This is a genomic window from Streptomyces sp. NPDC020490 (genome assembly GCF_044335305.1).
Lineage (GTDB): Bacteria > Actinomycetota > Actinomycetes > Streptomycetales > Streptomycetaceae > Streptomyces.
The window spans coordinates 31,626-55,964 of the sequence record NZ_JBIRUY010000015.1 but is presented as its reverse complement, the minus strand read 5'-3'; the positions used below and the strand labels follow the sequence as shown (position 1 = coordinate 55,964).

General features: G+C 71.4%; 21 protein-coding genes, 1 pseudogene and 1 riboswitch. Of the genes and pseudogenes, 21 read left to right on the top strand and 1 reads right to left on the bottom strand.

Going from position 1 to position 24,339, the window contains the following annotated elements; translation table 11 throughout:
- Positions 1 to 5 precede the first annotated feature (5 nt).
- The 16 genes from ACH4ZX_RS17635 (at position 6) to ACH4ZX_RS17560 (ending at position 16,966) form a co-directional block, all read left to right on the top strand.
- Positions 6 to 878, top strand: a complete 873-nt coding sequence (locus ACH4ZX_RS17635; protein WP_398273041.1) for a glycosyltransferase family 2 protein — start codon at positions 6 to 8, stop codon at positions 876 to 878.
- Between the two features lie 100 nt (positions 879 to 978).
- Positions 979 to 1,908: an ABC transporter permease gene (locus ACH4ZX_RS17630; protein ID WP_351891935.1), complete on the top strand. Its 930-nt coding sequence runs from the start codon at positions 979 to 981 to the stop codon at positions 1,906 to 1,908.
- Positions 1,901 to 2,716 carry an ABC transporter ATP-binding protein gene (locus tag ACH4ZX_RS17625; protein ID WP_398273040.1) on the top strand — a complete coding sequence of 272 codons (816 nt, stop codon included), beginning with the start codon at positions 1,901 to 1,903 and terminating at the stop codon, positions 2,714 to 2,716. Before ACH4ZX_RS17630 ends, ACH4ZX_RS17625 begins: the two co-directional genes overlap by 8 nt.
- A 387-nt stretch (positions 2,717 to 3,103) precedes the next feature.
- Positions 3,104 to 4,006 carry a squalene synthase HpnC gene (gene hpnC, locus ACH4ZX_RS17620; RefSeq protein WP_398273039.1) on the top strand — a complete coding sequence of 301 codons (903 nt, stop codon included), beginning with the start codon at positions 3,104 to 3,106 and terminating at the stop codon, positions 4,004 to 4,006.
- Complete coding sequence (gene hpnD, locus ACH4ZX_RS17615) at positions 4,003 to 4,953, top strand: presqualene diphosphate synthase HpnD (RefSeq protein ID WP_398273038.1); 951 nt, start codon at positions 4,003 to 4,005, stop codon at positions 4,951 to 4,953. The genes hpnC and hpnD overlap by 4 nt, the downstream gene beginning before the upstream one ends.
- Positions 4,953 to 5,093 carry a DUF6380 family protein gene (locus ACH4ZX_RS17610; RefSeq protein WP_398273037.1) on the top strand — a complete coding sequence of 47 codons (141 nt, stop codon included), beginning with the start codon at positions 4,953 to 4,955 and terminating at the stop codon, positions 5,091 to 5,093. Before hpnD ends, ACH4ZX_RS17610 begins: the two co-directional genes overlap by 1 nt.
- The gene (gene hpnE / locus ACH4ZX_RS17605) at positions 5,090 to 6,517 is read left to right on the top strand and encodes a hydroxysqualene dehydroxylase HpnE (RefSeq protein WP_398273035.1); all 1,428 of its coding nucleotides are present in this window, start codon (positions 5,090 to 5,092) and stop codon (positions 6,515 to 6,517) included. Before ACH4ZX_RS17610 ends, hpnE begins: the two co-directional genes overlap by 4 nt.
- Positions 6,518 to 6,585: 68 nt before the next feature.
- Entirely contained in the window at positions 6,586 to 7,650 is a 1,065-nt protein-coding gene (locus ACH4ZX_RS17600; RefSeq protein ID WP_398273239.1) for a polyprenyl synthetase family protein, read from the top strand.
- Between the two features lie 113 nt (positions 7,651 to 7,763).
- Positions 7,764 to 9,935 (top strand): squalene--hopene cyclase, encoded by a 2,172-nt coding sequence (shc, locus tag ACH4ZX_RS17595; RefSeq protein WP_398273033.1) that lies wholly within the window; start codon positions 7,764 to 7,766, stop codon positions 9,933 to 9,935.
- Positions 9,935 to 10,627: a 1-hydroxy-2-methyl-2-butenyl 4-diphosphate reductase gene (locus ACH4ZX_RS17590; protein ID WP_398273032.1), complete on the top strand. Its 693-nt coding sequence runs from the start codon at positions 9,935 to 9,937 to the stop codon at positions 10,625 to 10,627. The genes shc and ACH4ZX_RS17590 overlap by 1 nt, the downstream gene beginning before the upstream one ends.
- 5 nt (positions 10,628 to 10,632) lie before the next feature.
- Positions 10,633 to 11,655, top strand: a complete 1,023-nt coding sequence (gene hpnH / locus ACH4ZX_RS17585; RefSeq protein ID WP_351892045.1) for an adenosyl-hopene transferase HpnH — start codon at positions 10,633 to 10,635, stop codon at positions 11,653 to 11,655.
- Between the two features lie 4 nt (positions 11,656 to 11,659).
- Entirely contained in the window at positions 11,660 to 12,814 is a 1,155-nt protein-coding gene (ispG, locus tag ACH4ZX_RS17580) for a flavodoxin-dependent (E)-4-hydroxy-3-methylbut-2-enyl-diphosphate synthase (protein ID WP_398273029.1), read from the top strand.
- 26 nt (positions 12,815 to 12,840) lie between these two features.
- Positions 12,841 to 14,760: a 1-deoxy-D-xylulose-5-phosphate synthase gene (gene dxs, locus ACH4ZX_RS17575; protein WP_398273028.1), complete on the top strand. Its 1,920-nt coding sequence runs from the start codon at positions 12,841 to 12,843 to the stop codon at positions 14,758 to 14,760.
- Positions 14,757 to 16,142, top strand: a complete 1,386-nt coding sequence (locus ACH4ZX_RS17570) for an aspartate aminotransferase family protein (protein ID WP_398273026.1) — start codon at positions 14,757 to 14,759, stop codon at positions 16,140 to 16,142. The genes dxs and ACH4ZX_RS17570 overlap by 4 nt, the downstream gene beginning before the upstream one ends.
- 78 nt (positions 16,143 to 16,220) lie before the next feature.
- Positions 16,221 to 16,850 carry a helix-turn-helix domain-containing protein gene (locus tag ACH4ZX_RS17565; protein WP_398273024.1) on the top strand — a complete coding sequence of 210 codons (630 nt, stop codon included), beginning with the start codon at positions 16,221 to 16,223 and terminating at the stop codon, positions 16,848 to 16,850.
- Entirely contained in the window at positions 16,847 to 16,966 is a 120-nt protein-coding gene (locus ACH4ZX_RS17560) for a DUF6126 family protein (RefSeq protein WP_360747454.1), read from the top strand. Before ACH4ZX_RS17565 ends, ACH4ZX_RS17560 begins: the two co-directional genes overlap by 4 nt.
- 43 nt (positions 16,967 to 17,009) lie before the next feature.
- On the opposite strand, the gene ACH4ZX_RS17555 is transcribed toward ACH4ZX_RS17560, so the two are convergent.
- A complete protein-coding gene (locus tag ACH4ZX_RS17555; protein WP_398273022.1) occupies positions 17,010 to 17,807 on the bottom strand; it encodes a tyrosine-protein phosphatase in 798 nt (265 codons plus the stop codon).
- 565 nt (positions 17,808 to 18,372) lie between these two features.
- A riboswitch (cyclic di-AMP (ydaO/yuaA leader) is annotated at positions 18,373 to 18,531 on the top strand.
- A gap of 4 nt (positions 18,532 to 18,535) precedes the next feature.
- On the opposite strand from ACH4ZX_RS17555, the gene ACH4ZX_RS17550 reads away from it, so the two are divergent.
- The 5 genes and pseudogenes from ACH4ZX_RS17550 to ACH4ZX_RS17530 all read left to right on the top strand — a co-directional run.
- Positions 18,536 to 19,558 (top strand): peptidoglycan DD-metalloendopeptidase family protein, encoded by a 1,023-nt coding sequence (locus ACH4ZX_RS17550; protein ID WP_398273020.1) that lies wholly within the window; start codon positions 18,536 to 18,538, stop codon positions 19,556 to 19,558.
- A 222-nt stretch (positions 19,559 to 19,780) separates the two neighbouring features.
- Positions 19,781 to 20,566 (top strand): SGNH/GDSL hydrolase family protein, encoded by a 786-nt coding sequence (locus ACH4ZX_RS17545; RefSeq protein WP_398273237.1) that lies wholly within the window; start codon positions 19,781 to 19,783, stop codon positions 20,564 to 20,566.
- 150 nt (positions 20,567 to 20,716) lie between these two features.
- Positions 20,717 to 21,610, top strand: a complete 894-nt coding sequence (locus ACH4ZX_RS17540; protein WP_398273018.1) for a PhzF family phenazine biosynthesis protein — start codon at positions 20,717 to 20,719, stop codon at positions 21,608 to 21,610.
- Between the two features lie 148 nt (positions 21,611 to 21,758).
- Positions 21,759 to 22,952 (top strand): MBL fold metallo-hydrolase, encoded by a 1,194-nt coding sequence (locus ACH4ZX_RS17535; RefSeq protein ID WP_398273016.1) that lies wholly within the window; start codon positions 21,759 to 21,761, stop codon positions 22,950 to 22,952.
- A 995-nt stretch (positions 22,953 to 23,947) separates the two neighbouring features.
- Positions 23,948 to 24,196, top strand: a pseudogene (locus ACH4ZX_RS17530) (LysR family transcriptional regulator); the annotation flags it as partial.
- Positions 24,197 to 24,339 lie beyond the last annotated feature (143 nt).

Here is a 24,339-nt window from a genome sequence, read left to right as displayed (position 1 = left end):
GCGGCATGAAGGTCGGCGCGGTCATCATCACCATGGGCAACCGCCCCGACGAACTGCGCTCCCTGCTCGACTCGATCGCCAAGCAGGAGGGCGACCCCGTCGAGGTCGTCGTGGTCGGCAACGGCTCGCCCGTGCCCGACGTCCCCGAGGGCGTCCGCACCATCGAGCTGCCCGAGAACCTCGGCATCCCCGGCGGCCGCAACGTCGGCATCGAGGCCTTCGGGCCCGGCGGCCGCGACGTCGACATCCTGCTCTTCCTCGACGACGACGGCCTGCTCGCCCACCACGACACGGCCGAGTTGTGCCGCCGGGCCTTCGCCGCCGACCCGAAGCTCGGCATCGTCAGCTTCCGCATCGCCGACCCCGACACCGGCGTCACCCAGCGCCGGCACGTCCCGCGCCTGCGCGCCTCCGACCCGATGCGCTCCTCCCGGGTCACCACCTTCCTCGGCGGCGCCAACGCCGTCCGCACGAAGGTCTTCGCCGATGTCGGCGGCCTGCCGGACGAATTCTTCTACGCCCACGAGGAAACCGATCTGGCATGGCGGGCCCTCGACGCGGGCTGGATGATCGACTACCGGTCCGACATGGTGCTGTACCACCCGACGACCGCGCCCTCGCGGCACGCGGTCTACCACCGCATGGTCGCCCGCAACCGCGTGTGGCTGGCCCGCCGCAACCTGCCCGCGCTCCTCGTCCCGGTCTACCTCGGGGTGTGGCTGCTGCTCACCCTCCTGCGCCGTCCCTCGCGGCCCGCGCTGAAGGCGTGGTTCGGCGGTTTCCGGGAGGGCTGGACCACCCCGTGCGGTCCCCGCCGGCCCATGAGGTGGCGTACGGTGTGGCGGCTGACCCGACTGGGCCGGCCTCCCGTGATCTGACAAGCTCGTTCCCGCGAGCGACCGGACCCCGACCGGGTCCACGGCTCGACCCCCTGCCCGCACAGGGCTGCGCAATCCCGGAGACGAAAGTTATTCACCAGTGAGTGAGACAACACACGACGCCCTGGTCGCGGTGAGCGCGCCCCCGTCGCCCGACGAGGGCCTCACGGCGGCCCAGCTCGCCGCCAAGTACGGGCTCACCGTGAGCGGCGCCCGGCCCTCCCTGGTCGAGTACGTCCGCCGGCTGTGGGACCGGCGCCACTTCATCCTCGCCTTCTCCCGGGCGAAGCTGACCGCCCAGTACAGCCAGGCGAAGCTCGGCCAGCTGTGGCAGGTGGCGACCCCGCTGCTGAACGCGGCCGTGTACTTCTTCATCTTCGGCATGATCCTCAAGGCCAACCGGGGCCTGCCGCGCGAGGTGTACATCCCCTTCCTGGTCACGGGCGTGTTCGTGTTCACCTTCACGCAGAGTTCCGTGATGGCGGGCGTGCGGGCGATCTCCGGCAACCTCGGGCTGGTCCGCGCGCTGCACTTCCCGCGCGCCTCCCTGCCGATCTCCTTCGCGCTGCAGCAGCTCCAGCAGCTGCTGTTCTCGATGATCGTGCTGTTCGCCGTCGCCGCCGCCTTCGGCAGCTACCCGGACCTGTCCTGGCTGCTGATCGTCCCGGCGCTCACCCTGCAGTTCCTGTTCAACACCGGCCTCGCGCTGATCTTCGCCCGGGCCGGCGCCAAGACCCCCGACCTGGCGCAGCTCATGCCGTTCGTGATGCGCACCTGGATGTACGCGTCCGGCGTCATGTTCTCCATCCCGATCATGCTGGCCGACAAGCCGCAGTGGGTGGCGAACGTCCTGCAGTGGAACCCGGCCGCGATCTACATGGACCTGATGCGTTTCGCCCTCATCGAGGGCTACGGCGCCGAGAACCTCCCCGACCACGTCTGGGCGGTCGCCGGCGGATGGGCCGCGCTGATCGCCGTCGGCGGCTTCGTGTACTTCTGGAAGGCGGAGGAGAGGTACGGCCGTGGCTGAGCCGAGGACCGAGCCGGAGCCGGAGCAGTCCGGCCGGGGCGAGCGGATTCCCACCGTCATCGCCGACGAGCTGCACATCGTCTACCGCGTCAACGGCGCCAAGTCCGGCAAGGGCAGCGCCACCGCCGCCCTCAGCCGGATCCTCAGGCGGGGCTCCGACGACGCGGCGCGCGGCGTGCGCAAGGTGCACGCGGTCAAGGGCGTCTCCTTCGTCGCCTACAAGGGTGAGGCGATCGGCCTGATCGGCTCCAACGGCTCCGGCAAGTCGACCCTGCTGCGCGCCATCGCCGGCCTGCTCCCGGCGGAGCAGGGCCGCGTCTACACCAACGGCCAGCCCTCCCTGCTCGGCGTCAACGCGGCGCTGATGAACGACCTGACCGGTGAGCGCAACGTCATCCTGGGCGGCCTCGCGATGGGCATGTCCCGCGAGGAGATCAAGGAGCGCTACCAGCAGATCGTCGACTTCTCCGGCATCAACGAGAAGGGCGACTTCATCACCCTGCCGATGCGCACCTACTCCTCCGGCATGGCGGCCCGGCTGCGCTTCTCCATCGCCGCCGCCAAGGACCACGACGTCCTGATGATCGACGAGGCCCTGGCCACCGGCGACCGCAAGTTCCAGAAGCGCTCCGAGCAGCGCATCCGCGAACTGCGCAAGGAAGCCGGCACGGTGTTCCTGGTCAGTCACAACAACAAGTCGATCCGCGACACCTGCGACCGCGTCCTGTGGCTGGAGCGCGGCGAGCTGCGCATGGACGGACCCACGGACGAGGTCCTCAAGGAGTACGAGAAGTTCACCGGCAAATAGGGCATCCGGGCCTCGCCCTGATGGCCCGGAACGCTTCCCCGGGCCCTGTCGCAACCTTGGCGGCGGGGCCCCGCGTCTGCAAAGGAAGCGTCAACTCGGCCCAGTCTTAGGAATCTTGACGCCAATCGGTGTGTTGTTGTGATGTGCAGGACACCCCAGGGATCACCGCTGCGCTGTACAACGTAAGCTGTAGCGGTCTTGAAAGGCGGCAAGTAGGGCGATAACGCGCCACACCCTCCACCGGGACGGCCGTACGGAGGGCCAGGCGGCGTGTCCGAAATAGTGCGTATCGGGTCGGCAGTGTAGAACGGGAGATGTGACGGCAATGGCTACGGAGACTCCCCCGCTGAACGCAGCGTGTGCCGTCCCCGTCCCGGGCAGCCGGCGGTGACGGGAACCGACACGTCGCACACCGGTGATCCGGAGCGCGGCACGCTCGACAAGGCCGCGGCCGAGAACTTCCCCGTGGCGCCGTTCTTCCTGCCCAGGGCCTGGCGCACCGACCTCATGGCCGTGTACGGCTTCGCCCGCCTCGTCGACGACATCGGCGACGGCGACCTCGCCCCCGGTGGCGCCGACGCCCGGCTGCTCGGCGTGGAGCCCGCGGACGCCGAGGACCGGCTGCTGCTCCTGGACGCCTTCGAGGCCGACCTGCGCCGCGTCTTCGACGGCACGCCCCGCCACCCCCTGCTGCGCCGCCTGCGGCCCACGGTGCGCCGCCACGCGCTGACCCCCGAGCCCTTCCTCGGCCTGATCGCCGCCAACCGCCAGGACCAGCTCGTCACCCGCTACGAGACCTACGCCGACCTCCTCGCCTACTGCGAACTGTCGGCCAACCCGGTCGGCCGCCTGGTCCTGTCCGTCACCGGCACTTCGACGCCCGAGCGCATCCGGCTGTCGGACGCGATCTGCACCGCACTGCAGATCGTCGAACACCTGCAGGACGTCGCCGAGGACCTCGGACGGGACCGCGTGTACCTGCCCGCCGAGGACATGAGACGTTTCCACGTCCAGGAGGCCGACCTCGCCACCCCCGTCGCGAGCGCATCGGTGCGCGCGCTGGTCGCATACGAAACGGAACGCGCCCTCTTTCTCCTGAATGAAGGCGCCCCTCTGGTGGGTAGCGTCCACGGCAGGTTGAAGTTGCTGCTCGCAGGGTTCGTGGCGGGAGGAAGGGCGGCGGTCCACGCGATCGCCGCCGCCGGATACGACGTACTTCCCGGCCCGCCCAAGCCCGGCAAGATCCGGTTGCTTCGTGAGGTGGGCGTGACTCTGCGAGGAGAGGGGTGATCCGGACCGTGGAGTTCGAACCACACGTGTCCGCACCGGTACTCGCCGCCTACCGCTACTGCGAGGCCGTCACCGGACAGCAGGCCCGCAACTTCGCCTACGGCATCAGACTGCTGCCGGCGCCCAAGCGCCGTGCCATGTCCGCGCTGTACGCGTTCTCGCGGCGCGTCGACGACATCGGCGACGGCGAACTGGCGGACGAGGTCAAGGTGGCGCGGCTGGAGGACACCCGGGCGACGCTGGCCCGGGTGCGCGGGGGCGGGGTCGCCGAGGACGACACCGACCCGGTCGCGGTCGCCCTCGCCCACGCCGCCGACGCCTTCCCGATCCCGCTCGGCGGCCTGGACGAACTGATCGACGGCGTCCTGATGGACGTACGCGGCGAGACCTACGAGACCTGGGACGACCTGAAGGTGTACTGCCGCTGCGTCGCGGGCGCCATCGGGCGCCTCTCGCTCGGCGTGTTCGGCACGGAACCCGAGGCGCGCGGCGCCGAGCGCGCGCCCGAGTACGCCGACACGCTCGGCCTCGCGCTCCAGCTCACCAACATCCTCAGGGACGTGCGCGAGGACGCCGAGGGCGGACGGACCTATCTGCCCGCCGACGACCTCGCGAAATTCGGGTGCGTGGCCGGCTTCGGCGGGCCGAAACCACCGGACGGCTCCGACTTCGCGGGCCTCGTGCACTTCGAAGTGCGACGGGCCCGCACGCTTTTCGCCGAGGGCTACCGTCTGCTGCCCATGCTCGACCGGCGCAGCGGCGCCTGCGTCGCCGCCATGGCCGGCATCTACCGCCGCCTGCTCGACCGGATCGAACGCGATCCCGGGGCCGTGCTGCGCGGCCGGGTCTCGCTGCCGGGGCGGGAGAAGGCGTACGTCGCCGTCCGGGGTCTGTCCGGCCTGGACACCCGGCAGGTGAGCCGGAGGACCGTCAGGAGGCGCGCCTGATGGAGAACCCGGTCCCAGGCGATTGCGCCGGCGAAAAACGGCAGGCAACCCTCCGGGAGGCGACCGCGTCCCTGACGGCGACGGTGTGCCGTGATCCGTTCGACCACCGCGGTGGCCGCCCAGGGGAGGACGCACGATGACCGACGGCACGCGGTCCGGTGAGCCGCTCGCGAACCCCGCCCGGCGCACCGGCGGGGACGCCGTCGTGGTCGGCGGCGGACTCGCCGGCGTCACCGCCGCCCTCGCGCTCGCCGACGCCGGAGTGCGCGTCACCCTGCTCGAGGGCCGGCCCCGGCTGGGCGGGCTCGCCTTCTCCTTCCAGCGCGGCGACCTCACCGTCGACAACGGACAGCACGTGTACCTGCGCTGCTGCACCGCCTACCGGTGGTTCCTCGACCGCATCGAGGCCACCGCGCTGGCGCCGCTGCAGAGCCGCCTCGACGTGCCGGTGGTCGACGTGGCCCGGCCCGAGGGGCGGCGGCTGGGCAGGCTGCGGCGCGACCCGCTGCCGGTCCCGCTGCACCTGGGGCGCAGCCTGGCGGCGTACCCGCACCTCTCGCTCGCCGAGCGGGCCGCGGTGGGCCGCGCCGCGCTCGCGCTCAAGCGGCTCGACCTCGCCGATCCGGCGCTGGACGACCAGGACTTCGGCAGCTGGCTGGCCGCACACGGCCAGTCCGCGCGCGCCGTCGAGGCGCTGTGGGACCTGGTCGGGGTCGCCACCCTCAACGCGGTCGCGGGCGACGCCTCGCTGGGGCTCGCCGCGATGGTCTTCAAGACCGGTCTGCTGTCCGACCCGGGCGCGGCCGACATCGGATGGGCGCGCGTCCCGCTGGGCGAACTGCACGACCGGCTGGCCCGCAAGGCGCTCGAGTCCGCGGGCGTGCGTACCGAGGTCCGTACCCGCGTCACCTCCGTCTCCCGCGACGACACCGGACGCTGGAGCGTCGAGGTGCCGGGCGAGACGCTCACGGCCGACGCCGTCGTGCTCGCCGTGGCCCAGCGCGAGGCCCACGACCTGCTGCCCGCCGGCGCCCTCGACGCCCCGGAACGGCTGCTGCGGATCGGCACGGCGCCCATCCTCAACGTCCACGTCGTCTACGACCGCAAGGTGCTCGCCCGGCCCTTCTTCGCGGCCCTCGGCACCCCGGTGCAGTGGGTCTTCGACCGCACCGACGCCGGCGGGCTGCGCACGGGGCAGTACCTCGCGCTGTCCCAGTCGGCCGCGCACGACGACATCGACGCGCCGGTCGCCGCGCTGCGCGAGCGCTACCTCCCCGAACTGCAACGGCTGCTGCCCGGCGCGCGCGGCGCCGAGGTGAGGGACTTCTTCGTGACCAGGGAGCGCACGGCGACGTTCGCCCCGACCCCCGGCGTCGGACGGCTCAGGCCCGGCGCCCGTACCAAGGCCCCCGGCCTCTACCTGGCCGGAGCGTGGACCGCCACAGGGTGGCCCGCGACCATGGAGAGTGCGGTCCGCAGCGGCGTGAACGCGGCGGACGCCGCGCTGAGCGCCCTGGGCCGGCCCCGCCCCCGTCACCTCTTCGACGTCGAGGAGGCGGCGTGACGCTCGATCAGCAGGCGGCAGGCCCCCGCACTCCCGGCACCGCAACAAGAGGAGAGACTGTGCCCACTGTGCCCCCGGCCTCGACGGCCGCTCGAGAGACCGCGGTGGACGTGACCGCGCTCCTGGAGCGCGGCCGGACCCTGGCCACACCGGTACTGCGGACGGCCGTCAACCGCCTGGCCCCTCCCATGGACACCGTTTCCGCCTACCACTTCGGCTGGATCGACGCCGAGGGCAATCCCGCGGACGGCGACGGCGGCAAGGCCGTCCGCCCCGCCCTCGCGGTGCTCTCGGCCGAGGTCACCGGGGCCGCCCCCGAGACCGGCGTCCCCGGCGCGGTCGCGGTCGAACTGGTCCACAACTTCTCGCTGCTGCACGACGACCTGATGGACGGCGACGAACAGCGCCGCCACCGCGACACCGTCTGGAAGGTGCACGGCCCCGCCCAGGCGATCCTCGTCGGCGACGCCCTGTTCGCCCTGGCCAACGAGATACTGCTGGAACTCGGCACGGTCGAGGCCGGCCGCGCCACCCGCCGCCTGACCTCCGCCACCCGCGCCCTGATCGACGGTCAGGCGCAGGACATCTCCTACGAGCACCGCGACCGCGTCAGCGTCGAGGAGTGCCTGGAGATGGAGGGCAACAAGACCGGCGCCCTGCTCGCCTGCGCCTCCTCGATCGGCGCCGTCCTCGGCGGCGCGGACGACCGCACCGCCGACACCCTGGAGAAGTACGGCTACCACCTGGGCCTGGCCTTCCAGGCCGTCGACGACCTGCTCGGCATCTGGGGCGACCCGGTCTCCACCGGCAAGCAGACCTGGAGCGACCTGCGCCAGCGCAAGAAGTCCCTGCCCGTCGTGGCCGCGCTCGCGGCCGGCGGCCCCGCCTCCGAGCGGCTCGGCGAGATCCTCGCCGCGGACGCCAAGAGCAGCGACTTCGCGAACTTCTCGGAGCAGGAGTTCGCGGCCCGCGCCGCCCTCATCGAGGAGGCCGGCGGCCGTGAGTGGACCGCCGAGGAGGCGCGCCGGCAGCACACCGTGGCGGTCGAGGCCCTCGACGCCATCGACATGCCCGACCGGGTACGGGCCGCCTTCACGGCGCTCGCCGACTTCGTCGTCGTACGGAAGAGATGATCATTATCGGTCGAATAACCCTCGCGTAGTCGCCGGCCGGTGCCGAGGTCGAGGCACCGTCCGACGGCGGACCCACAGCAGCACGACTCGCACGACTGCACGAAGGGGAAGCCATGACAGCGACGACCGACGGAAGCACCGGGGCGCTGCCGCCCCGCGCTGCCGCGGCCAGCGAAACCGACAGTACCGACCCCGTGGCGGCGGGGGTCCGAGACGCCGCCGTGCGCGCCGTGGGGCGCGCCACCGGCTTCCTGCTGTCGCGGCAGGACGCCCAGGGCTGGTGGAAGGGCGACCTCGAGACGAACGTCACGATGGACGCCGAGGACCTGCTCCTGCGCCAGTTCCTGGGCATCCGCGACGAGGCCACGACCCACGCCGCCGCGCTGTTCATCCGCGGCGAGCAGCGCGCGGACGGCACCTGGGCCACCTTCTACGGCGGACCCGGCGAACTCTCCGCCACCATCGAGGCGTACGTCGCCCTGCGGCTGGCCGGCGACGCGCCCGACGCGCCGCACATGGCGAAGGCCTCGGCGTGGATCCGCGAACAGGGCGGGATCGCCGCCGCGCGGGTCTTCACCCGGATCTGGCTCGCGCTGTTCGGCTGGTGGAAGTGGGAGGACCTGCCCGAACTCCCGCCCGAACTCCTCTACTTCCCGAAGTGGTTCCCGCTCAACATCTACAACTTCGGGTGCTGGGCGCGGCAGACCATCGTGCCGCTCACCGTCGTCTCCGCGAAGCGTCCGGTGCGTCCGGCGCCGTTCCCGCTGGACGAACTGCACACCGACCCCGACCACCCCAACCCGCCCAAGCCCCTTGCCCCGGTGACGAGTTGGGACGGTCTGTTCCAGCGGCTCGACAAGGTGGTGCGCGGCTACCGGCCGGTCGCGGTGCGCCGGCTGCGCAGGGCCGCCATGAACAGCGCCGCCCGCTGGATCATCGAGCGCCAGGAGAACGACGGCTGCTGGGGCGGCATCCAGCCGCCGGCCGTGTACTCGGTCATCGCCCTGTACCTGCTCGGCTACGACCTCGAGCACCCGGTGATGCGGGCCGGCCTGGAGTCCCTCGACCGGTACGCCGTCTGGCGTGAGGACGGCGCCCGGATGATCGAGGCCTGCCAGTCGCCGGTGTGGGACACCTGCCTGGCCACCATCGCGCTCGCCGACGCCGGAGTGCCCGCCGACCACCCGCAACTGGTCAAGGCCGCCGACTGGATGCTGGGCGAGCAGATCGTGCGGCCCGGCGACTGGTCCGTACGCAGGCCCCAACTGCCGCCCGGCGGATGGGCGTTCGAGTTCCACAACGACAACTACCCGGACATCGACGACACCGCCGAGGTGGTCCTCGCGCTGCGCCGGGTCCGGCACCACGACCCGGAGCGGGTCGAGAAGGCGATCGGGCGCGGGGTGCGCTGGAACCTCGGCATGCAGTCGAGGAACGGGGCGTGGGGCGCCTTCGACGTCGACAACACCAGCCGGTTCCCCAACCGGCTGCCGTTCTGCGACTTCGGCGAGGTCATCGACCCGCCGTCCGCCGACGTCACCGCGCACGTCGTCGAGATGCTCGCGGCCGAGGGTATGGCCCACGACCCGCGCACCCGGCGCGGCATCGAGTGGCTGCTCGCCGAACAGGAGCCGGAAGGCTCGTGGTTCGGACGCTGGGGCGTCAACTACCTCTACGGCACCGGGTCCGTGGTCCCCGCGCTCACGGCCGCCGGCCTGCCCGGCTCGCACCCGGCGATCCGGCGGGCGGTGGCCTGGCTGGAGTCGGTGCAGAACGACGACGGGGGCTGGGGCGAGGACCTGCGCTCCTACCGGGACGCCGGGGAGTGGAGCGGCCGCGGGGCCTCCACCGCCTCGCAGACGGCGTGGGCGCTGATGGCCCTGCTGGCGGCGGGGGAGCGGGACTCCCGGGCCGTCGAGCGCGGCGTGCGGTGGCTCGCGGCCACACAGCGCGAGGACGGTTCGTGGGACGAGCCGTACTTCACCGGCACCGGCTTCCCGTGGGACTTCTCCATCAACTACCACCTCTACCGGCAGGTCTTCCCGCTGACCGCGCTCGGCCGGTACGTCCACGGAGAGCCGTTCGCCGAGAAGGCCCTGGCCGGACAGTCGCCGACCGCGGAGCCCCTGGCCGCGGAGCCCCTGGCAGAGCGGCCACTGGCCGGGCAGCCACTGGCCGGGCAGCCACTGGCCGGGCAGCCACTGGCCGGGCAGCCACTGGCAGAGCGGCCCCTGGCCGAGAAGCTGCTCGCCGAGAAACCCCTCGCCGAGGCCGAGGGGGGCTGATGAGCGCCCGTCCCGCCCCGGCACCGCTGCTGATCGCGTGCGCGCTCGGCATCGAGCACCTCGCCCTGCGCACCGGCGACCGCGGAGCGCGGCGGGAGGGCCCGAGGCGTCCCGGAACCGAACCGGACGGGTACGGCGGCGCCGGCGGGCCGGTCACCGTGCTGCGTACCGGCATGGGCCCCAAGGCGGCCGAACGGTCGGTCGTCCGCGTGCTCGCCGACCCGGTGCTCGCCGACGCCGCCGTCCTGGCCACCGGCTTCTGCGCGGGTCTCGCCCCCGGCATGCACCCCGGCGACCTGGTCGTCGCCGAGGAGACCAGGGACCCGCGCGGCAACGTGCCGTGCGTCGGCACCGAGCTGCTGGTGAAGGAGCTGGTGCGGGCCGTGCCCGGCCGTACCGTCCACACCGGACCGCTCACCGGCTCCGACCACGTGGTCCGCGGCCCGGAGCGGTCGCAGCTGCTGGCGACCGGCGCGATCGCGGTCGACATGGAGTCGGCGGCCACGCTGCTGAGCGCGGTGCGCGTGGACGAGCGCCCGGTTGCGGCCGTGCGGGTGGTGGTGGACGCTCCAGAACATGAACTCGTCCGGATCGGCACGCTGCGCGGTGGAATATCGGCTTTCCGTGTGCTCCGTTCCGTTCTTCCGGCTTTCTTCGAATGGCACCGTTCCTTGCTGCTCCCCAGGAGGTGAGCCAGATGGCCATGCCGCTGCGTCAGTCCATCAAGGTCGCTACTTACTTGGCAGAACAAAAGCTCCGCAAGCGCGACAAGTTCCCGCTGATCGTCGAGCTGGAGCCGCTCTTCGCGTGCAACCTGAAGTGCGAGGGATGCGGCAAGATCCAGCATCCGGCCGGGGTGCTGAAGCAGCGCATGCCGGTCGCGCAGGCCGTGGGAGCGGTGCTGGAGTCCGGGGCGCCGATGGTGTCCATCGCGGGCGGTGAGCCCCTGATGCACCCTCACATCGACGAGATCGTGCGCCAGTTGGTGGCCAAGCGGAAGTACGTCTTCCTGTGCACCAACGCGATGCTGCTGCGCAAGAAGATGGACAAGTTCAAGCCCTCGCCCTACTTCGCGTTCGCGGTGCACATCGACGGGCTGCGCGAGCGGCACGACGAGTCCGTCGCCAAGGAGGGCGTGTTCGACGAGGCGGTGGAGGCCATCAAGGAGGCCAAGCGGCGCGGCTTCCGGGTGACCACCAACTCGACCTTCTTCAACACCGACACCCCGCAGACCATCATCGAGGTGCTCAACTTCCTCAACGACGACCTGAAGGTCGACGAGATGATGATCTCGCCCGCCTACGCCTACGAGAAGGCCCCGGACCAGGAGCACTTCCTGGGCGTGGAGCAGACCCGCGAGCTGTTCAGGAAGGCCTTCGCGGGCGGCAACCGGCTGCGCTGGCGGCTCAACCACTCGCCGCTGTTCCTGGACTTCCTCGAGGGCAAGGTCGACTTCCCGTGCACGGCCTGGGCGATCCCGAACTACTCGCTGTTCGGCTGGCAGCGCCCCTGCTACCTGATGAGCGACGGGTACGTGCCGACGTACCGCGAGCTCATCGAGGACACCGACTGGGACAAGTACGGCCGCGGCAAGGACCCGCGCTGCGCCAACTGCATGGCGCACTGCGGCTACGAGCCCACCGCCGTCCTCGCCACCATGGGGTCCCTGAAGGAGTCCTTGCGCGCGATGCGCGAGACCGTCTCCGGAAACCGGGAGTGACCCGATGACCGCCGTCTCCCTGGGCGTGCCCGAGGTGCCGGCCCGGCCGGTCGCCGAGCGGCGCGCCTCGCGGCGGATCCAGGTCGGGCCGGTGGCGGTCGGGGGCGGGGCCCCGGTGTCGGTGCAGTCGATGACGACGACGCGTACCTCCGACATCGGTGCCACGCTGCAGCAGATCGCGGAGCTGACGGCGTCGGGGTGCCAGATCGTGCGGGTGGCGTGTCCGACGCAGGACGACGCGGACGCGCTGGCGACGATCGCGCGGAAGTCGCAGATCCCGGTGATCGCGGACATCCACTTCCAGCCGAAGTACGTGTTCGCGGCGATCGAGGCGGGCTGTGCGGCGGTGCGGGTGAACCCGGGCAACATCAAGCAGTTCGACGACAAGGTCAGGGAGATCGCGAAGGCGGCGAAGGACCACGGCACGCCGATCCGGATCGGGGTGAACGCGGGTTCGCTGGACCGGCGGCTGCTGCGGAAGTACGGGAAGGCGACGCCGGAGGCGCTGGTGGAGAGCGCGCTGTGGGAGGCGTCGCTGTTCGAGGAGCACGACTTCCGGGACATCAAGATCTCCGTGAAGCACAACGACCCGGTGGTGATGATCGAGGCCTACCGGCAGCTCGCCGCGCGGTGCGACTACCCGCTGCACCTCGGCGTGACGGAGGCGGGCCCGGCGTTCCAGGGCACGATCAAGTCGGCGGTGGCGTTCGGGGCGCTGCTGTCGCAGGGGATCGGGGACACGATCCGGGTGTCGCTGAGCGCGCCGCCGGTGGAGGAGATCAAGGTCGGCATCCAGATCCTGGAGTCGCTGAACCTGCGGCAGCGTGGTCTGGAGATCGTCTCCTGCCCGTCCTGCGGGCGGGCGCAGGTGGATGTGTACAAGCTGGCCGAGGAGGTCACGGCGGGGCTGACCGGTATGGAGGTCCCGCTGCGGGTGGCGGTCATGGGCTGTGTGGTCAACGGTCCCGGTGAGGCGCGGGAGGCCGATCTGGGTGTCGCCTCCGGCAACGGCAAGGGGCAGATCTTCGTCAAGGGCGAGGTCATCAAGACGGTCCCCGAGTCGAAGATCGTCGAGACCCTGATCGAAGAGGCCATGAAGCTGGCGGAGCAGATGGAGCAGGACGGCGCGTCGGGGGAGCCGGCCGTCACCGTGAGTTGAACAGCAGGACCGAAGGGGGCCCGAGCGTGACGATTCTGGAGACCATCCGGGGACCACGCGACCTGAAAGCGCTGGCCGAGGCGGAGCTTCGCGAACTGTCCGAAGAAATCAGGGAGTTCCTGGTGCACGCGGTGGCCAGGACCGGCGGTCACCTCGGGCCCAACCTGGGGGTGGTGGAACTGTCCATCGCGCTCCACCGGGTCTTCGAGTCGCCGGTCGACCGCATCCTGTGGGACACCGGCCACCAGAGCTACGTGCACAAGCTGGTGACGGGGCGTCAGGACTTCTCCAAGCTGCGCGGCAAGGGCGGCCTGTCCGGCTACCCCTCGCGCGAGGAGTCCGAGCACGACGTCATCGAGAACAGCCACGCCTCCACCGCGCTCGGCTGGGCCGACGGGCTCGCCAAGGCACGCCAGGTGCAGGGGGAGAAGGGGCACGTCGTCGCGGTCATCGGCGACGGCGCGCTGACCGGCGGCATGGCCTGGGAGGCGCTGAACAACATCGCGGCCGCCAAGGACCGGCCGCTGATCATCGTCGTCAACGACAACGAGCGCTCCTACGCGCCGACCATCGGCGGGCTCGCCAACCACCTGGCCACCCTGCGCACCACCGACGGCTACGAGAAGGTCCTCGCCTGGGGCAAGGAGGTCCTGCTGCGCACCCCGCTCGTCGGCAACACCGTCTACGAGTCGCTGCACGGCGCGAAGAAGGGCTTCAAGGACGCCTTCGCCCCACAGGGCATGTTCGAGGACCTGGGCCTGAAGTACGTCGGCCCGATCGACGGACACGACATCGGGGCGGTGGAGTCGGCGCTGCGGCGCGCGAAGCGCTTCCACGGGCCGGTCCTCGTCCACTGCCTCACGGAGAAGGGCCGCGGCTACGAGCCCGCCCTCGCGCACGAGGAGGACCGCTTCCACACCGTCGGCGTGATGGACCCGCTCACCTGCGAACCGCTCACGCCCGCCGACGGCCCGTCCTGGACCTCGGTGTTCGGCGACGAGATCGTCCGGATCGGCGAGGAGCGCGAGGACGTCGTCGCGATCACGGCGGCCATGCTGCACCCGGTGGGTCTCGGCAAGTTCGCTGCCCGCTTCCCCGGCCGGGTGTGGGACGTCGGCATCGCCGAGCAGCACGCGGCCGTCTCCGCGGCCGGACTGGCGACCGGCGGGCTGCACCCGGTGGTCGCCGTCTACGCCACCTTCCTCAACCGCGCCTTCGACCAGCTCCTGATGGACGTGGCGCTGCACCGCTGCGGGGTCACCTTCGTGCTGGACAGGGCCGGTGTCACGGGCGTCGACGGCGCCTCCCACAACGGCATGTGGGACATGTCCGTCCTCCAGGTGGTGCCGGGCCTGCGGATCGCCGCCCCGCGCGACGCCGACCAGCTGCGCGCCCAGCTGCGCGAGGCGGTCGCCGTCGACGACGCGCCGACCCTGGTCCGCTTCCCCAAGGAGTCGGTGGGACCGCGGATCCCCGCGGTCGACCGGGTGGGCGGCATGGACGTGCTGCACCGCGCGGACCGGCCCGAGGTGCTGCTGGTCGCCGTCGGCGTCATGGCGCCGGTCTGCCTGCAGGCCGCCGAGCTGCTCCAGGCGCGCGGCATCGGGTGCACGGTGGTGGACCCCCGGTGGGTCAAGCCGGTCGATCCGGCGCTGCCGGGGCTCGCCGCCGCACACCGCCTGGTGGCCGTGGTGGAGGACAACAGCCGCGCGGCCGGCGTCGGGTCCGCGGTGGCGCTGGCGCTCGGCGACGCCGAAGTCGACGTACCGGTGCGGCGGTTCGGGATTCCGGAGCAGTTCCTCGCGCATGCCAAGCGCGCCGAGGTGCTCGCCGACATCGGGCTCACGCCGGTGGAGGTGGCCGGGCGGATCAGCGCGAGCCTGGCCGTCAAGGAGGCCGCCGCCGACCCGGCGGGGGCCGCCCCAGTCAAGGAGAGGGCTGAATGAGCAAGGAGTTCGACCTCGGCGCGCTCCTGGCCGAGCGCGGAGCCGAGCGCTACGAGCTGCACACCAGGTACCTCAACCACCAGCTCCCGCGCATGCTGCACACCATCGGCTTCGACAAGGTCTACGAGCGCGGCGAGGGCGCGTACTTCTGGGACGCGGACGGCAACGAATACCTGGACATGCTCGCCGGGTTCGGGGTGATGGGCCTGGGCCGCCATCATCCGGTGGTCCGCAAGGCGCTGCACGACGTCCTCGACGCCTCGCTCGCCGACCTCACCCGCTTCGACTGCCAGCCGCTGCCCGGGCTGCTGGCCGAGAAGCTCCTCGCGCACAGCCCGCACCTGGACCGGGTGTTCTTCGGCAACAGCGGCACGGAGGCGGTCGAGGGCGCGCTGAAGTTCGCCCGCTACGCCACCGGCAGGCCCAGGGTGCTGTACTGCGAGCACGCCTTCCACGGGCTGACGACGGGCTCGCTGTCGGTCAACGGCGAGTCCGGCTTCCGGGACGGCTTCGCCCCGCTGCTGCCCGACACCGCCGTACCCCTCGGCGACCTCGACGCCCTGGCGCGGGAGCTGAGGAAGGGCGACGTCGCCGCCCTGATCGTGGAGCCGATCCAGGGCAAGGGCGTGTACGAGTCCCCGCCCGGCTACCTGCGGGCCGCGCAGGAACTGCTGCACCGGCACAAGGCGCTGCTCATCGCCGACGAGGTGCAGACCGGCCTCGGCCGCACCGGCGACTTCTACGCCTACCAGCACGAGGAGGGCGTCGAGCCGGACCTGGTGTGCGTGGCCAAGGCGCTGTCGGGTGGATACGTGCCCGTCGGGGCGACGCTCGGCAAGGACTGGATCTTCAAGAAGGTCTACTCGTCGATGGACCGCGTCCTCGTCCACTCGGCGAGCTTCGGGTCCAACGCCCAGGCCATGGCGGCCGGGCTCGCCGTGCTGTCGGTCATGGAGAACGAGCAGATCGTCGCCAACGCCCGCGCGACCGGCGAACTGCTCAGGTCCCGCCTCGCGGCGCTGACCGACAGCTACGAGCTGCTCGCCGACGTCCGCGGCCGCGGGCTGATGATCGGCATCGAGTTCGGCCGGCCCAGGTCGCTGAAGCTGCGCAGCCGGTGGACCATGCTGCAGGCCGCCCGCAAGGGACTGTTCGCGCAGATGGTCGTCGTTCCGCTGCTGCAGCGTCACCGCATCCTCACCCAGGTCTCCGGCGACCACCTGGAGGTCATCAAGCTGATCCCGCCGCTCACCATCGGCGAGCGGGAGGTGGACCGGTTCGTGGCCGCCTTCACGGAGGTGATGGACGAGGCGCACAATGGAGGCGGGCTGATGTGGGACTTCGGCAGGACGCTGATCAAACAGGCCGTCGCCAACCGCTAGCCCGAACCCCCGCCGAAGGTTCTTTGCCTCTGAGGCAAGAAATTTGCCCCAGAGGTAAAGCTGCGGCTCAATGGGGGTATGAGCTCCCCGGAAGCCGAGTTCGAGCAGCCGGCGGGACCCGTGGCAGATCTGCCCGCCGTCGCGCCGCAGCTCCGCGCACTGCGCCGCCGCGCCTCCCTCACCCTGGAGGCCGCGGCCCGCGCGGCCGGACTGTCCCCGGCCCACCTCTCCCGGCTGGAGACCGGGCAGCGGCAACCCTCGCTGCCGGTGCTCCTCGGGCTCGCCCGCATCTACGGTACGACGGTCTCCGAACTGCTCGGCGAGACGGTCGCCGACCGTAACGCCGTGGTGCGCGCCGTCGACATGGAGCCCACCGCCGCGGGCGGCTGGACCTACTGGCAGGCCGGCGCCTCCGGCCGGGGCATGCAGGCCCTGCGGGTCCACGCGCCGTACGGCACCCAGGGCGACATCGTGCGCGTACACCCCGGGGAGGAGTGGCTGTACGTCCTCACGGGGCGGCTGTGGCTGCGCCTCGGGGACGCCACCCACCGGCTCGGTCCCGGCGACAGCGCGCACTTCGACTCGCTGACGCCGCACCGCATCGCGGCGCTGGACCCCGAAGGGGTCGAGCTGCTGTTCGTCCACACCCTGTTGCAGAGTCCCACGGCCGCGCTGTGCCTGGGCTCGACCACCGGAGACATGCCATGAGCAATTACGAGGACAAGTTCCCGCGCTCCCTGTGGATCCGCCTCATCATCTACATCGCGGCGGGCCACCTCTTCGCGGGCTTCATCTACCTGCTGTTCTCGGTGGGCGCCAAGTAGCCTGCCGCGTCCTGACCGGCGGCCCGCCGCGTCCTGGGCGGCGTCAGGCGAGCAGGCGCTCGCGCAGCCGCTCCCGGACCGCCGGAGTGACGCCGAGCCCCTGCTCCAGGTAGGGATCGACGCCGCCCCACGTCTCCTCGATGGTCTCGAAGGCCGCCGCCAGGTACTCCTCGCGCGCCTCGAACAGCGGGCTGAGCAGCTCCATGACCTCGGGGGAGTAGGCCGAGGCCGAGTTTCCGCCGCGCTGCACCCGGTAGCGGCGGTGCTTGGCGTTCGACTCCAGGTAGTCGGCGAAGATCGCGTCCCGCTCCACGCCCACGGCGAGCAGGGTCACGGCGACGGACAGGCCCGCGCGGTCCTTGCCCGCGGCGCAGTGCATCAGCGCGGGCACGCTGTCCTCGGCCAGCGCGTGCAGCACGCGCGTGTGCTCGCCGGTGCGCTCCTTGATGATCAGGCGGTACGAGCCGATCATGCGGCCGGCCGCCTTGCCGTCCCCGAGTATCTCGCGCAGCTGGTCGAGGTCTCCGTCCCGGACCATCTTCCAGAACTCGGCGCCGTCCGCCGGGTCGCTCAGCGGCAGGTTCACATTCCGCACGCCCGGCAGTTCGACGTCCGGGCCCTCCAGCCTCTGGTCCGCCGCGTTGCGGAAGTCGAAGACGGTGTGCAGTCCCAGCGAGGCGAGGAAGGCGGCGTCCTCCGCGGTGGCGTGCGCGAGGTGGCCGCTGCGGAACAGCACTCCGTGGCGCACCCGTCGTCCGTCCACCGTCGGCAGGCCCCCCACGTCGCGGAAGTTGCGGACTCCTGCCAGCTCGGGCTCGGTCGACGGGATCTGCTGCGTCACGGGGGCTCCTCCCAGCCGTCCCCGTCGGCGCTGCTCGTCGACGGGCACCTCCTTGACGATACGACACGCACACCCCGGCTCAGCAGGGGTGTGCGGACTGCCCCCGGGGAGCCCGTGGCGATTCCGTGGCGAGCCGGTGGCGAGCATGTGGCGAGTTGGTGGCGAACCGGTGGCGAGCCGGTACGAATGCCGCGAAACGGTTCATGCGCCCCGAAGGTGCTTCTCTGGTGCATCGCCCTTGTCTGAGTCTTCTGTCCGAATTGGCGCTTTGGATGGATTTCATTCCAACTCGCTCCAGAATAAGGAATGCTGGCGCGAGGTCGCGTGAGCATCGTCATACCGGTCACCGTGAGTCGCCCGTCATGTTCACGTAATGCGTATTGTTTTTCAGGGAATTTGGCCGCTGAAGCCGCCTCGGAATCAACGGAGGGTGACCGGGAATTCCGGTAAGGGATCAAGGGGAACGTGCGCCTCCCGCAACCTCTTGCTTGTCCCTTCGCGTCGTGGTCGCTTACGTTCGCCAGGCAATCCGGGCGGACGCCGAATCCTGCCGCCGCCCGGAATCCCGCACCACTCACCCGTGCACGGCAGGAGCGGGGGACCCACAGGTAGAACCGCCTGTCCGGTCTCCGGAACAGGCTTGGGGTCAAGTCGCGCCCACCGCGCGGCCGGACATCTCCAGTCCGCACCCGACAGCTCACCTCGCAGGCGCCGGAGAGGAATTCGTCATGCCCGCGAAGGGTAAGCACCGCCGCCCCAAGTCCCAGCGCTTCACCCGCTCCATCGCCGTCGCCGGAACCGGCGGCGCCGCGCTCGCCCTCCCCCTGCTGGGGGCCACCGGCGCCCACGCCGACACCGCGCAGTCCACCGCGCAGCCGGTTTCGCAGAAGACCGTGCAGTCCCTTTCCGGCGCCGAGAAGGCGGCGGCCGAGGGGAAGAAGGCCGCGAAGGAGAAGGCCGCGAACAACGCGGGCGTGCGGACCTATTCGGTGCGCAAGGGTGACTGGCTCTCGAAGATCGCCGAGGAGCAGAGCGTCCGCGGCGGCTGGAAGAAGCTGTATGCGGACAACCGCGAGGCCGTCGGCGACGACCCGTCGCTGATCCACCCCGGCCTCAAGCTCGTCATCGGCAAGAAGGCCACGAGCGGCGCCACCAAGTCGTCGTCGTCTTCGCCGTCTTCGTCGCTTTCGCCCTCTTCGTCGCCTTCCTCTTCGTCGCCTTCCTCTTCGGCTCCCGCGCCTTCCGCCGACTCTCCGTCCTCCTCCGCCGACTCGTCCTCCTCCTCGTCCTCCTCGCAGCCGACGACGGTCACCCAGGCCGCCGAGTCCACCGGCACCTCCAGCGGTTACACCCTCCCGGTGTCCGGGGCCGGCGTCGGCACCGGATACCGCGTCGCGGGCAGCATGTGGTCCAGCGGCTACCACACCGGCGTCGACTTCGTCGTGCCGACCGGCACCTCGCTGAAGGCCGTGGGCGCCGGCACGGTCGTCTCCGCGGGCTGGGGCGGCGCCTACGGCAACCAGGTCGTCATCCAGCTGAGCGACGGCTACTACGCCCAGTACGCCCACCTCTCGCAGCTCTCCGTCTCGGCCGGCCAGACCGTCACCGCCGGCCAGCAGATCGGCCTCTCCGGCGCGACCGGCAACGTGACCGGCCCGCACCTGCACTTCGAGATCCGCACCACGCCGAACTACGGCTCCGACGTGGACCCGGTCGGCTACCTCCGCTCCAAGGGCGTCGCCGTCGGCTGACGGCCCCCGGCCGCCCGGCATGCCGCCGAGGACCGGACCCCGATCCCCGGGTCCGGTTCTCGGCCGTCGCCGTGCACGGGGCGGCGTATTCCGGGTTTGGCGAACAATTTAGGCGTGGCTTATCTCACCGTTCGTCAAGCCCTCCCTACGGTCGCGTAGGTCACATTGGACGGTGAATCATGACCTGCTGTGGCAGACGATTCGAAGAGTGACAGCAGATCAGTGATCGGGTCGTACGTCGCGGTGGGGGACAGCTTCACCGAGGGCGTCGGCGACCCGGGTCCCGACGGGGCGTTCGTCGGCTGGGCGGACCGGTTCGCGGTGCTCCTCGCCGACCGGCGGCCCGAGGGCGACTTCACGTACACGAACCTCGCCGTGCGCGGCAGGCTGCTCGACCAGATCGTGGCCGAGCAGGTCCCGCAGGCCGTCGGGCTCGCTCCGGACCTGGTGTCCTTCTGCGCGGGCGGCAACGACATCCTCCGGCCCGGCACCGACCCCGACGAGGTCGCCGAGCGCTTCGAGCGGGCGGTCGCACGGCTCACCGAGGCCGCCGGCACCGTCATGGTGACGACGGGCTTCGACACCCGTGGCGTGCCGGTGCTCAAGCGCCTGCGCGGCAAGATCGCCACCTACAACGGCCATGTGCGGGCCATCGCCGACCGCTACGGCTGTCCCGTGCTGGACCTGTGGTCCCTGAAGTCCATCCAGGACCGCCGGGCCTGGGACCACGACCGGCTCCACCTGTCGCCCGAGGGGCACACGCGCGTGGCGCTGCGCGCCGGCCAGGTCCTCGGCCTGGAGGTGCCGGCCGACCCCGAGCAGGCCTGGCCGCCGCTCCCGCCGCGCGGCACCCTCGAGATCCGGCGGGACGACGTGCAGTGGGCGCGCGAGTACCTGGTGCCCTGGATCGGCCGGCGCCTGCGGGGTGAGTCGTCCGGCGACCACGTCCAGGCGAAGGGGATGCTGTCCCCGTACGACATCAAACTGCGGATCGAGTCGGTCGCCTGACCCGGCGCTCCCGCGCCTTCCGTGCACGCGCCGCCGGACGGTGACTCCGTACCCGTACTCCGTACCCGTACTCCGTACCCCGTCTCCCGTACTCCGTATTCGTACGGTCGGCCGGGAACAGCCGGCCGGCGGACGGTGTTCTGACCGTACATGACGACGAGCGACGCCACCGCGACGGGTGTGCTGCACTACACCGCCTTCTCCGACGACCCCGCCGGGGGCAACCCGGCCGGGGTCGTCCTCGACGCGAGCGGTCTCGGCGACGCCGCCATGCTCGCCGTCGCCGCCGAGGTCGGCTACTCGGAGACCGCGTTCCTGACCCCCGGTCCGCAGCGGCCCGGCACCGACCCCGGACGGGTCTTCACCGTGCGGTACTTCAGCCCCAAGGCGGAGGTGCCGTTCTGCGGGCACGCCACCGTCGCGGCCGCCGTCGCCCTCGCCGAGCGGACCGGGCCCGGCGAACTGTTGTTCGTGACGCAGGCCGGCGACGTCCCGGTGTCGGTGGCGGCCGGGCCGTCCGGCGCCCTGCGCGCGACCCTGACCAGCGTCGAGCCGTACGTCGCCGACGTGGCCGCCGACGACGTCGTCGAGGCCCTGGCCGCCCTCGACTGGCCCGCCGCCGACCTGGACCCGGCGCTGCCGCCGCGCATCGCCTTCGCGGGCGCCCGGCACCTGGTGCTGGCGGCGGCCGGCCGCGCCCGACTGGCCGCCCTGGACTACGACTTCGAGCGCCTCACCGCCCTGATGGACCGTCTGGACCTGACGACCCTGCAACTGGTCTGGCGGGAGCGGGAGGACGTCTTCCACGTCCGCGACCCCTTCCCCGTCGGCGGTGTGGTGGAGGACCCCGCCACCGGTGCGGCCGCCGCCGCGCTGGGCGCCTACCTGCGCACCCTCGGCGCGGTCGCCCCCGACGCCCGCCTCACCCTCCATCAGGGCCACGACCTGGGACGACCGTCCACGCTCACGGTCGACCTGCGGGACGGGGACCCGCGCGTCCGGGTGAGCGGGACGGCAGTGCCCATCCCGGGCGCGCGGCCCTGAAGACGGCATCGCCGGCGGCGGCCGGTCCGTACCGGCCGCCGCCGCATCTTTGGTCTTTCCTTGGAAAGCCCCCGCCGGGCCCGGCGAACCGGGCGTTGTCAGCGGGGCCGACCATAATGGAAGGCCTCCGATCCGACCTGGAGGTCCCGTGTCCGGTTCCCGTCCCCTGAGCTCCGGGCTCCGCGCGCTGCGGCCCGCGGCCTTCGGCGCGGACCCGAGCGGTGAGCGCCTCGCGCGCATCCGCAGATCACCGCACTTCAAGGACGGCGTCTTCCAGAACCCCGGGGGCGTCGCGCGTACCCGGCCCTCCGGTTCGACGCTCGACTTCGCGAAGGTCTTCTTCGACAAGGACGAGCGGCCCCGCCGCGCTCCCCGGGGCACCGTCCCGGTGCACCCCACCACCCTCGCCGACATCGCCGCGCCGCCTGCCACCGGACTCAGGGTGACCTGGATGGGCCACTCCGGCGTGCTCGCCGAGATCGACGGCCGGCGGGTGCTGTTCGACCCGGTGTGGGGTGCGCGCTGCTCCCCGTTCTCCTTCGTCGGTCCCCGGCGGCTGCACCCGGTGCCGTTGCCGCTGGCCGCCCTCGGCCCGGTCGACGTCGTCGTCATCTCGCACGACCACTACGACCACCTGGACATGCCCACGATCAAGGCGCTGGCGGGCACGGACACCCTGTTCGCCGTGCCGCTCGGCGTCGGCGCCCACCTCGAGCACTGGGGCGTGTCCGCGACCCGGCTGCGCGAGCTGGACTGGCACGAGGAGACGAGGGTGGGCGGGCTCACGCTCACCGCCACCCCGGCCCGCCACTTCTGCGGCCGCGGCCTGCGCAACACCCAGCACACCCTGTGGGCGTCCTGGGCCGTCGCCGGCGAGGAGCACCGGATCTACCACAGCGGCGACACCGGCTACTTCGAGGGCTTCAAGGACATCGGCGCCGCGCACGGCCCGTTCGACGTCACGATGATCCAGGTCGGCGCGTACAGCGAGTTCTGGCCGGACATCCACATGACGCCCGAGGAGGGCATGCGGGCCCACCTCGACCTCCAGGGCGGCGCCCCGCACGGGGTGCTGCTGCCGATCCACTGGGGCACCTTCAACCTCGCCCCGCACGCCTGGGCCGAGCCCGGGGAGTGGACGCTGGCGGCGGCCGAGGAGGCCGGCCAGGCGGTGGCGTTCCCGCGGCCGGGTGAGCCGTTCGAGCCGAGGGGGAAGCTGCCGGTGGAGGCGTGGTGGCGGGCGGTGTCCGGTCCGATCGCCCGTCCGTGGCACCGTCCCCGGAGCGCTCAGGGTGCGGCCGAGACGAGCAGGGTTGATCTCGACCTTGCGGGTGAGCGGTGACGTCGGTCGGGGACGAGCGCAACCGGGCTCAGCGCCGAGACACCTCTGTCACCGGTGTACCCCTGCGGCGCGCCAGGAGAGCCGATCACCTTCTACGACGGCCCGGTGGCCGGACCGGCCGGGACTGAGGCGCCCGGCGTCGTCCGGTACGACTGCTCCCCGAAGCCCGGGTCTCATGGAGGCCGCGTACCGAAGACCATGACCTCACCTCTGCAGACAAGACTGAGCTGAGTCTGCTTGACCTCGGCTTCGAACTTCCGGTATCCGCCAGGGACGCTGTGAGCGGCCGGTCCAACGGCACTTCCTGGGCAGACCCCGCCGCTCCGCTCGACCGTGTCGTCGCCCATTGGTTCAACCCGCCCCGATGGCACGGAAGCGCCCGCCCGGCAGCCCGTGCCGCCGACGGAGCCGCCGCTACCGGCGCCCGCCTGGCGCAGCGTGTACGAGGTGGACAACGCCTGGTTGAGAGCCTCCTGCCGACCACTACGGCCTCGCTCGGGCTGAACACGCCGGTCCACACGAGGCAGACCTCGGCGAGGACAACAGCGGGTGCCGCCCATCGGGCCCGGTCGCCACGATCCTCCGCAACGCCGGCCGCCTTTCTGCCGTAAGTATCGTCGCACCGGAAATTGTCCCCGCTCGCCTTCCACGGCTAAACGTCGTGAAAGCGCAACAGTCGCTGCTTTCTTTCGCAGGTGCTTGCTGAGAAATGGCCTTCCGGGTGAGTCGCACTCAGTGTTTCAGCCATACCTCTTCCGCCATGATCCAGTGCCCCGGTCTCGGGGTTGACCCCCAGATCGGCGGTGACCTGTCCGATCGTCGCCTCGGGTTGCAGGGATCAAAGCCCGTGGGCACCGCCATGACAATAGTCCCGGTCATAACAGAACCATCAGGCCCGGCATAAGACTTCACGCAAGAAGCGCGACCGAGCCCCACAGGAATCGGCGCACACGCATAATTCGCTTGCCGTTTCCGCCACACAGCGAGGTGTACTGATGGATCTGGAGCTGCGCCGCCTGCGCGTGCTGTGCGCAATCGCGGACTCCGGGAGCGTAGGGCGCGCAGCGGCCGCGCTCGGGCTCACACAGCCCGCGGTGAGTTCACCACTGCGCCGCATCGAGCGACTGCTCGATGAAGGACTCTTCATGCGCAGCGGCACCGGCGTAGAGCTGACCGCCTTCGGTGCGCAAGTCGTCGGTCGGGCCCGCGACGTCCCGGTCCGCGCCGATGCTCTTGGGCGACGCCATGCGGTCCGTGTCCACCGAAACCTATTGGCACGAGCTCCGCACCTGCAGAAATGGGCCGCATTCAGGCTTGGTGAAACCGTGAGGCCGATCCGGTGAGCTCCCGTTCCGATCGTGAAATTGAGACCCGGAGAGGACAAAAA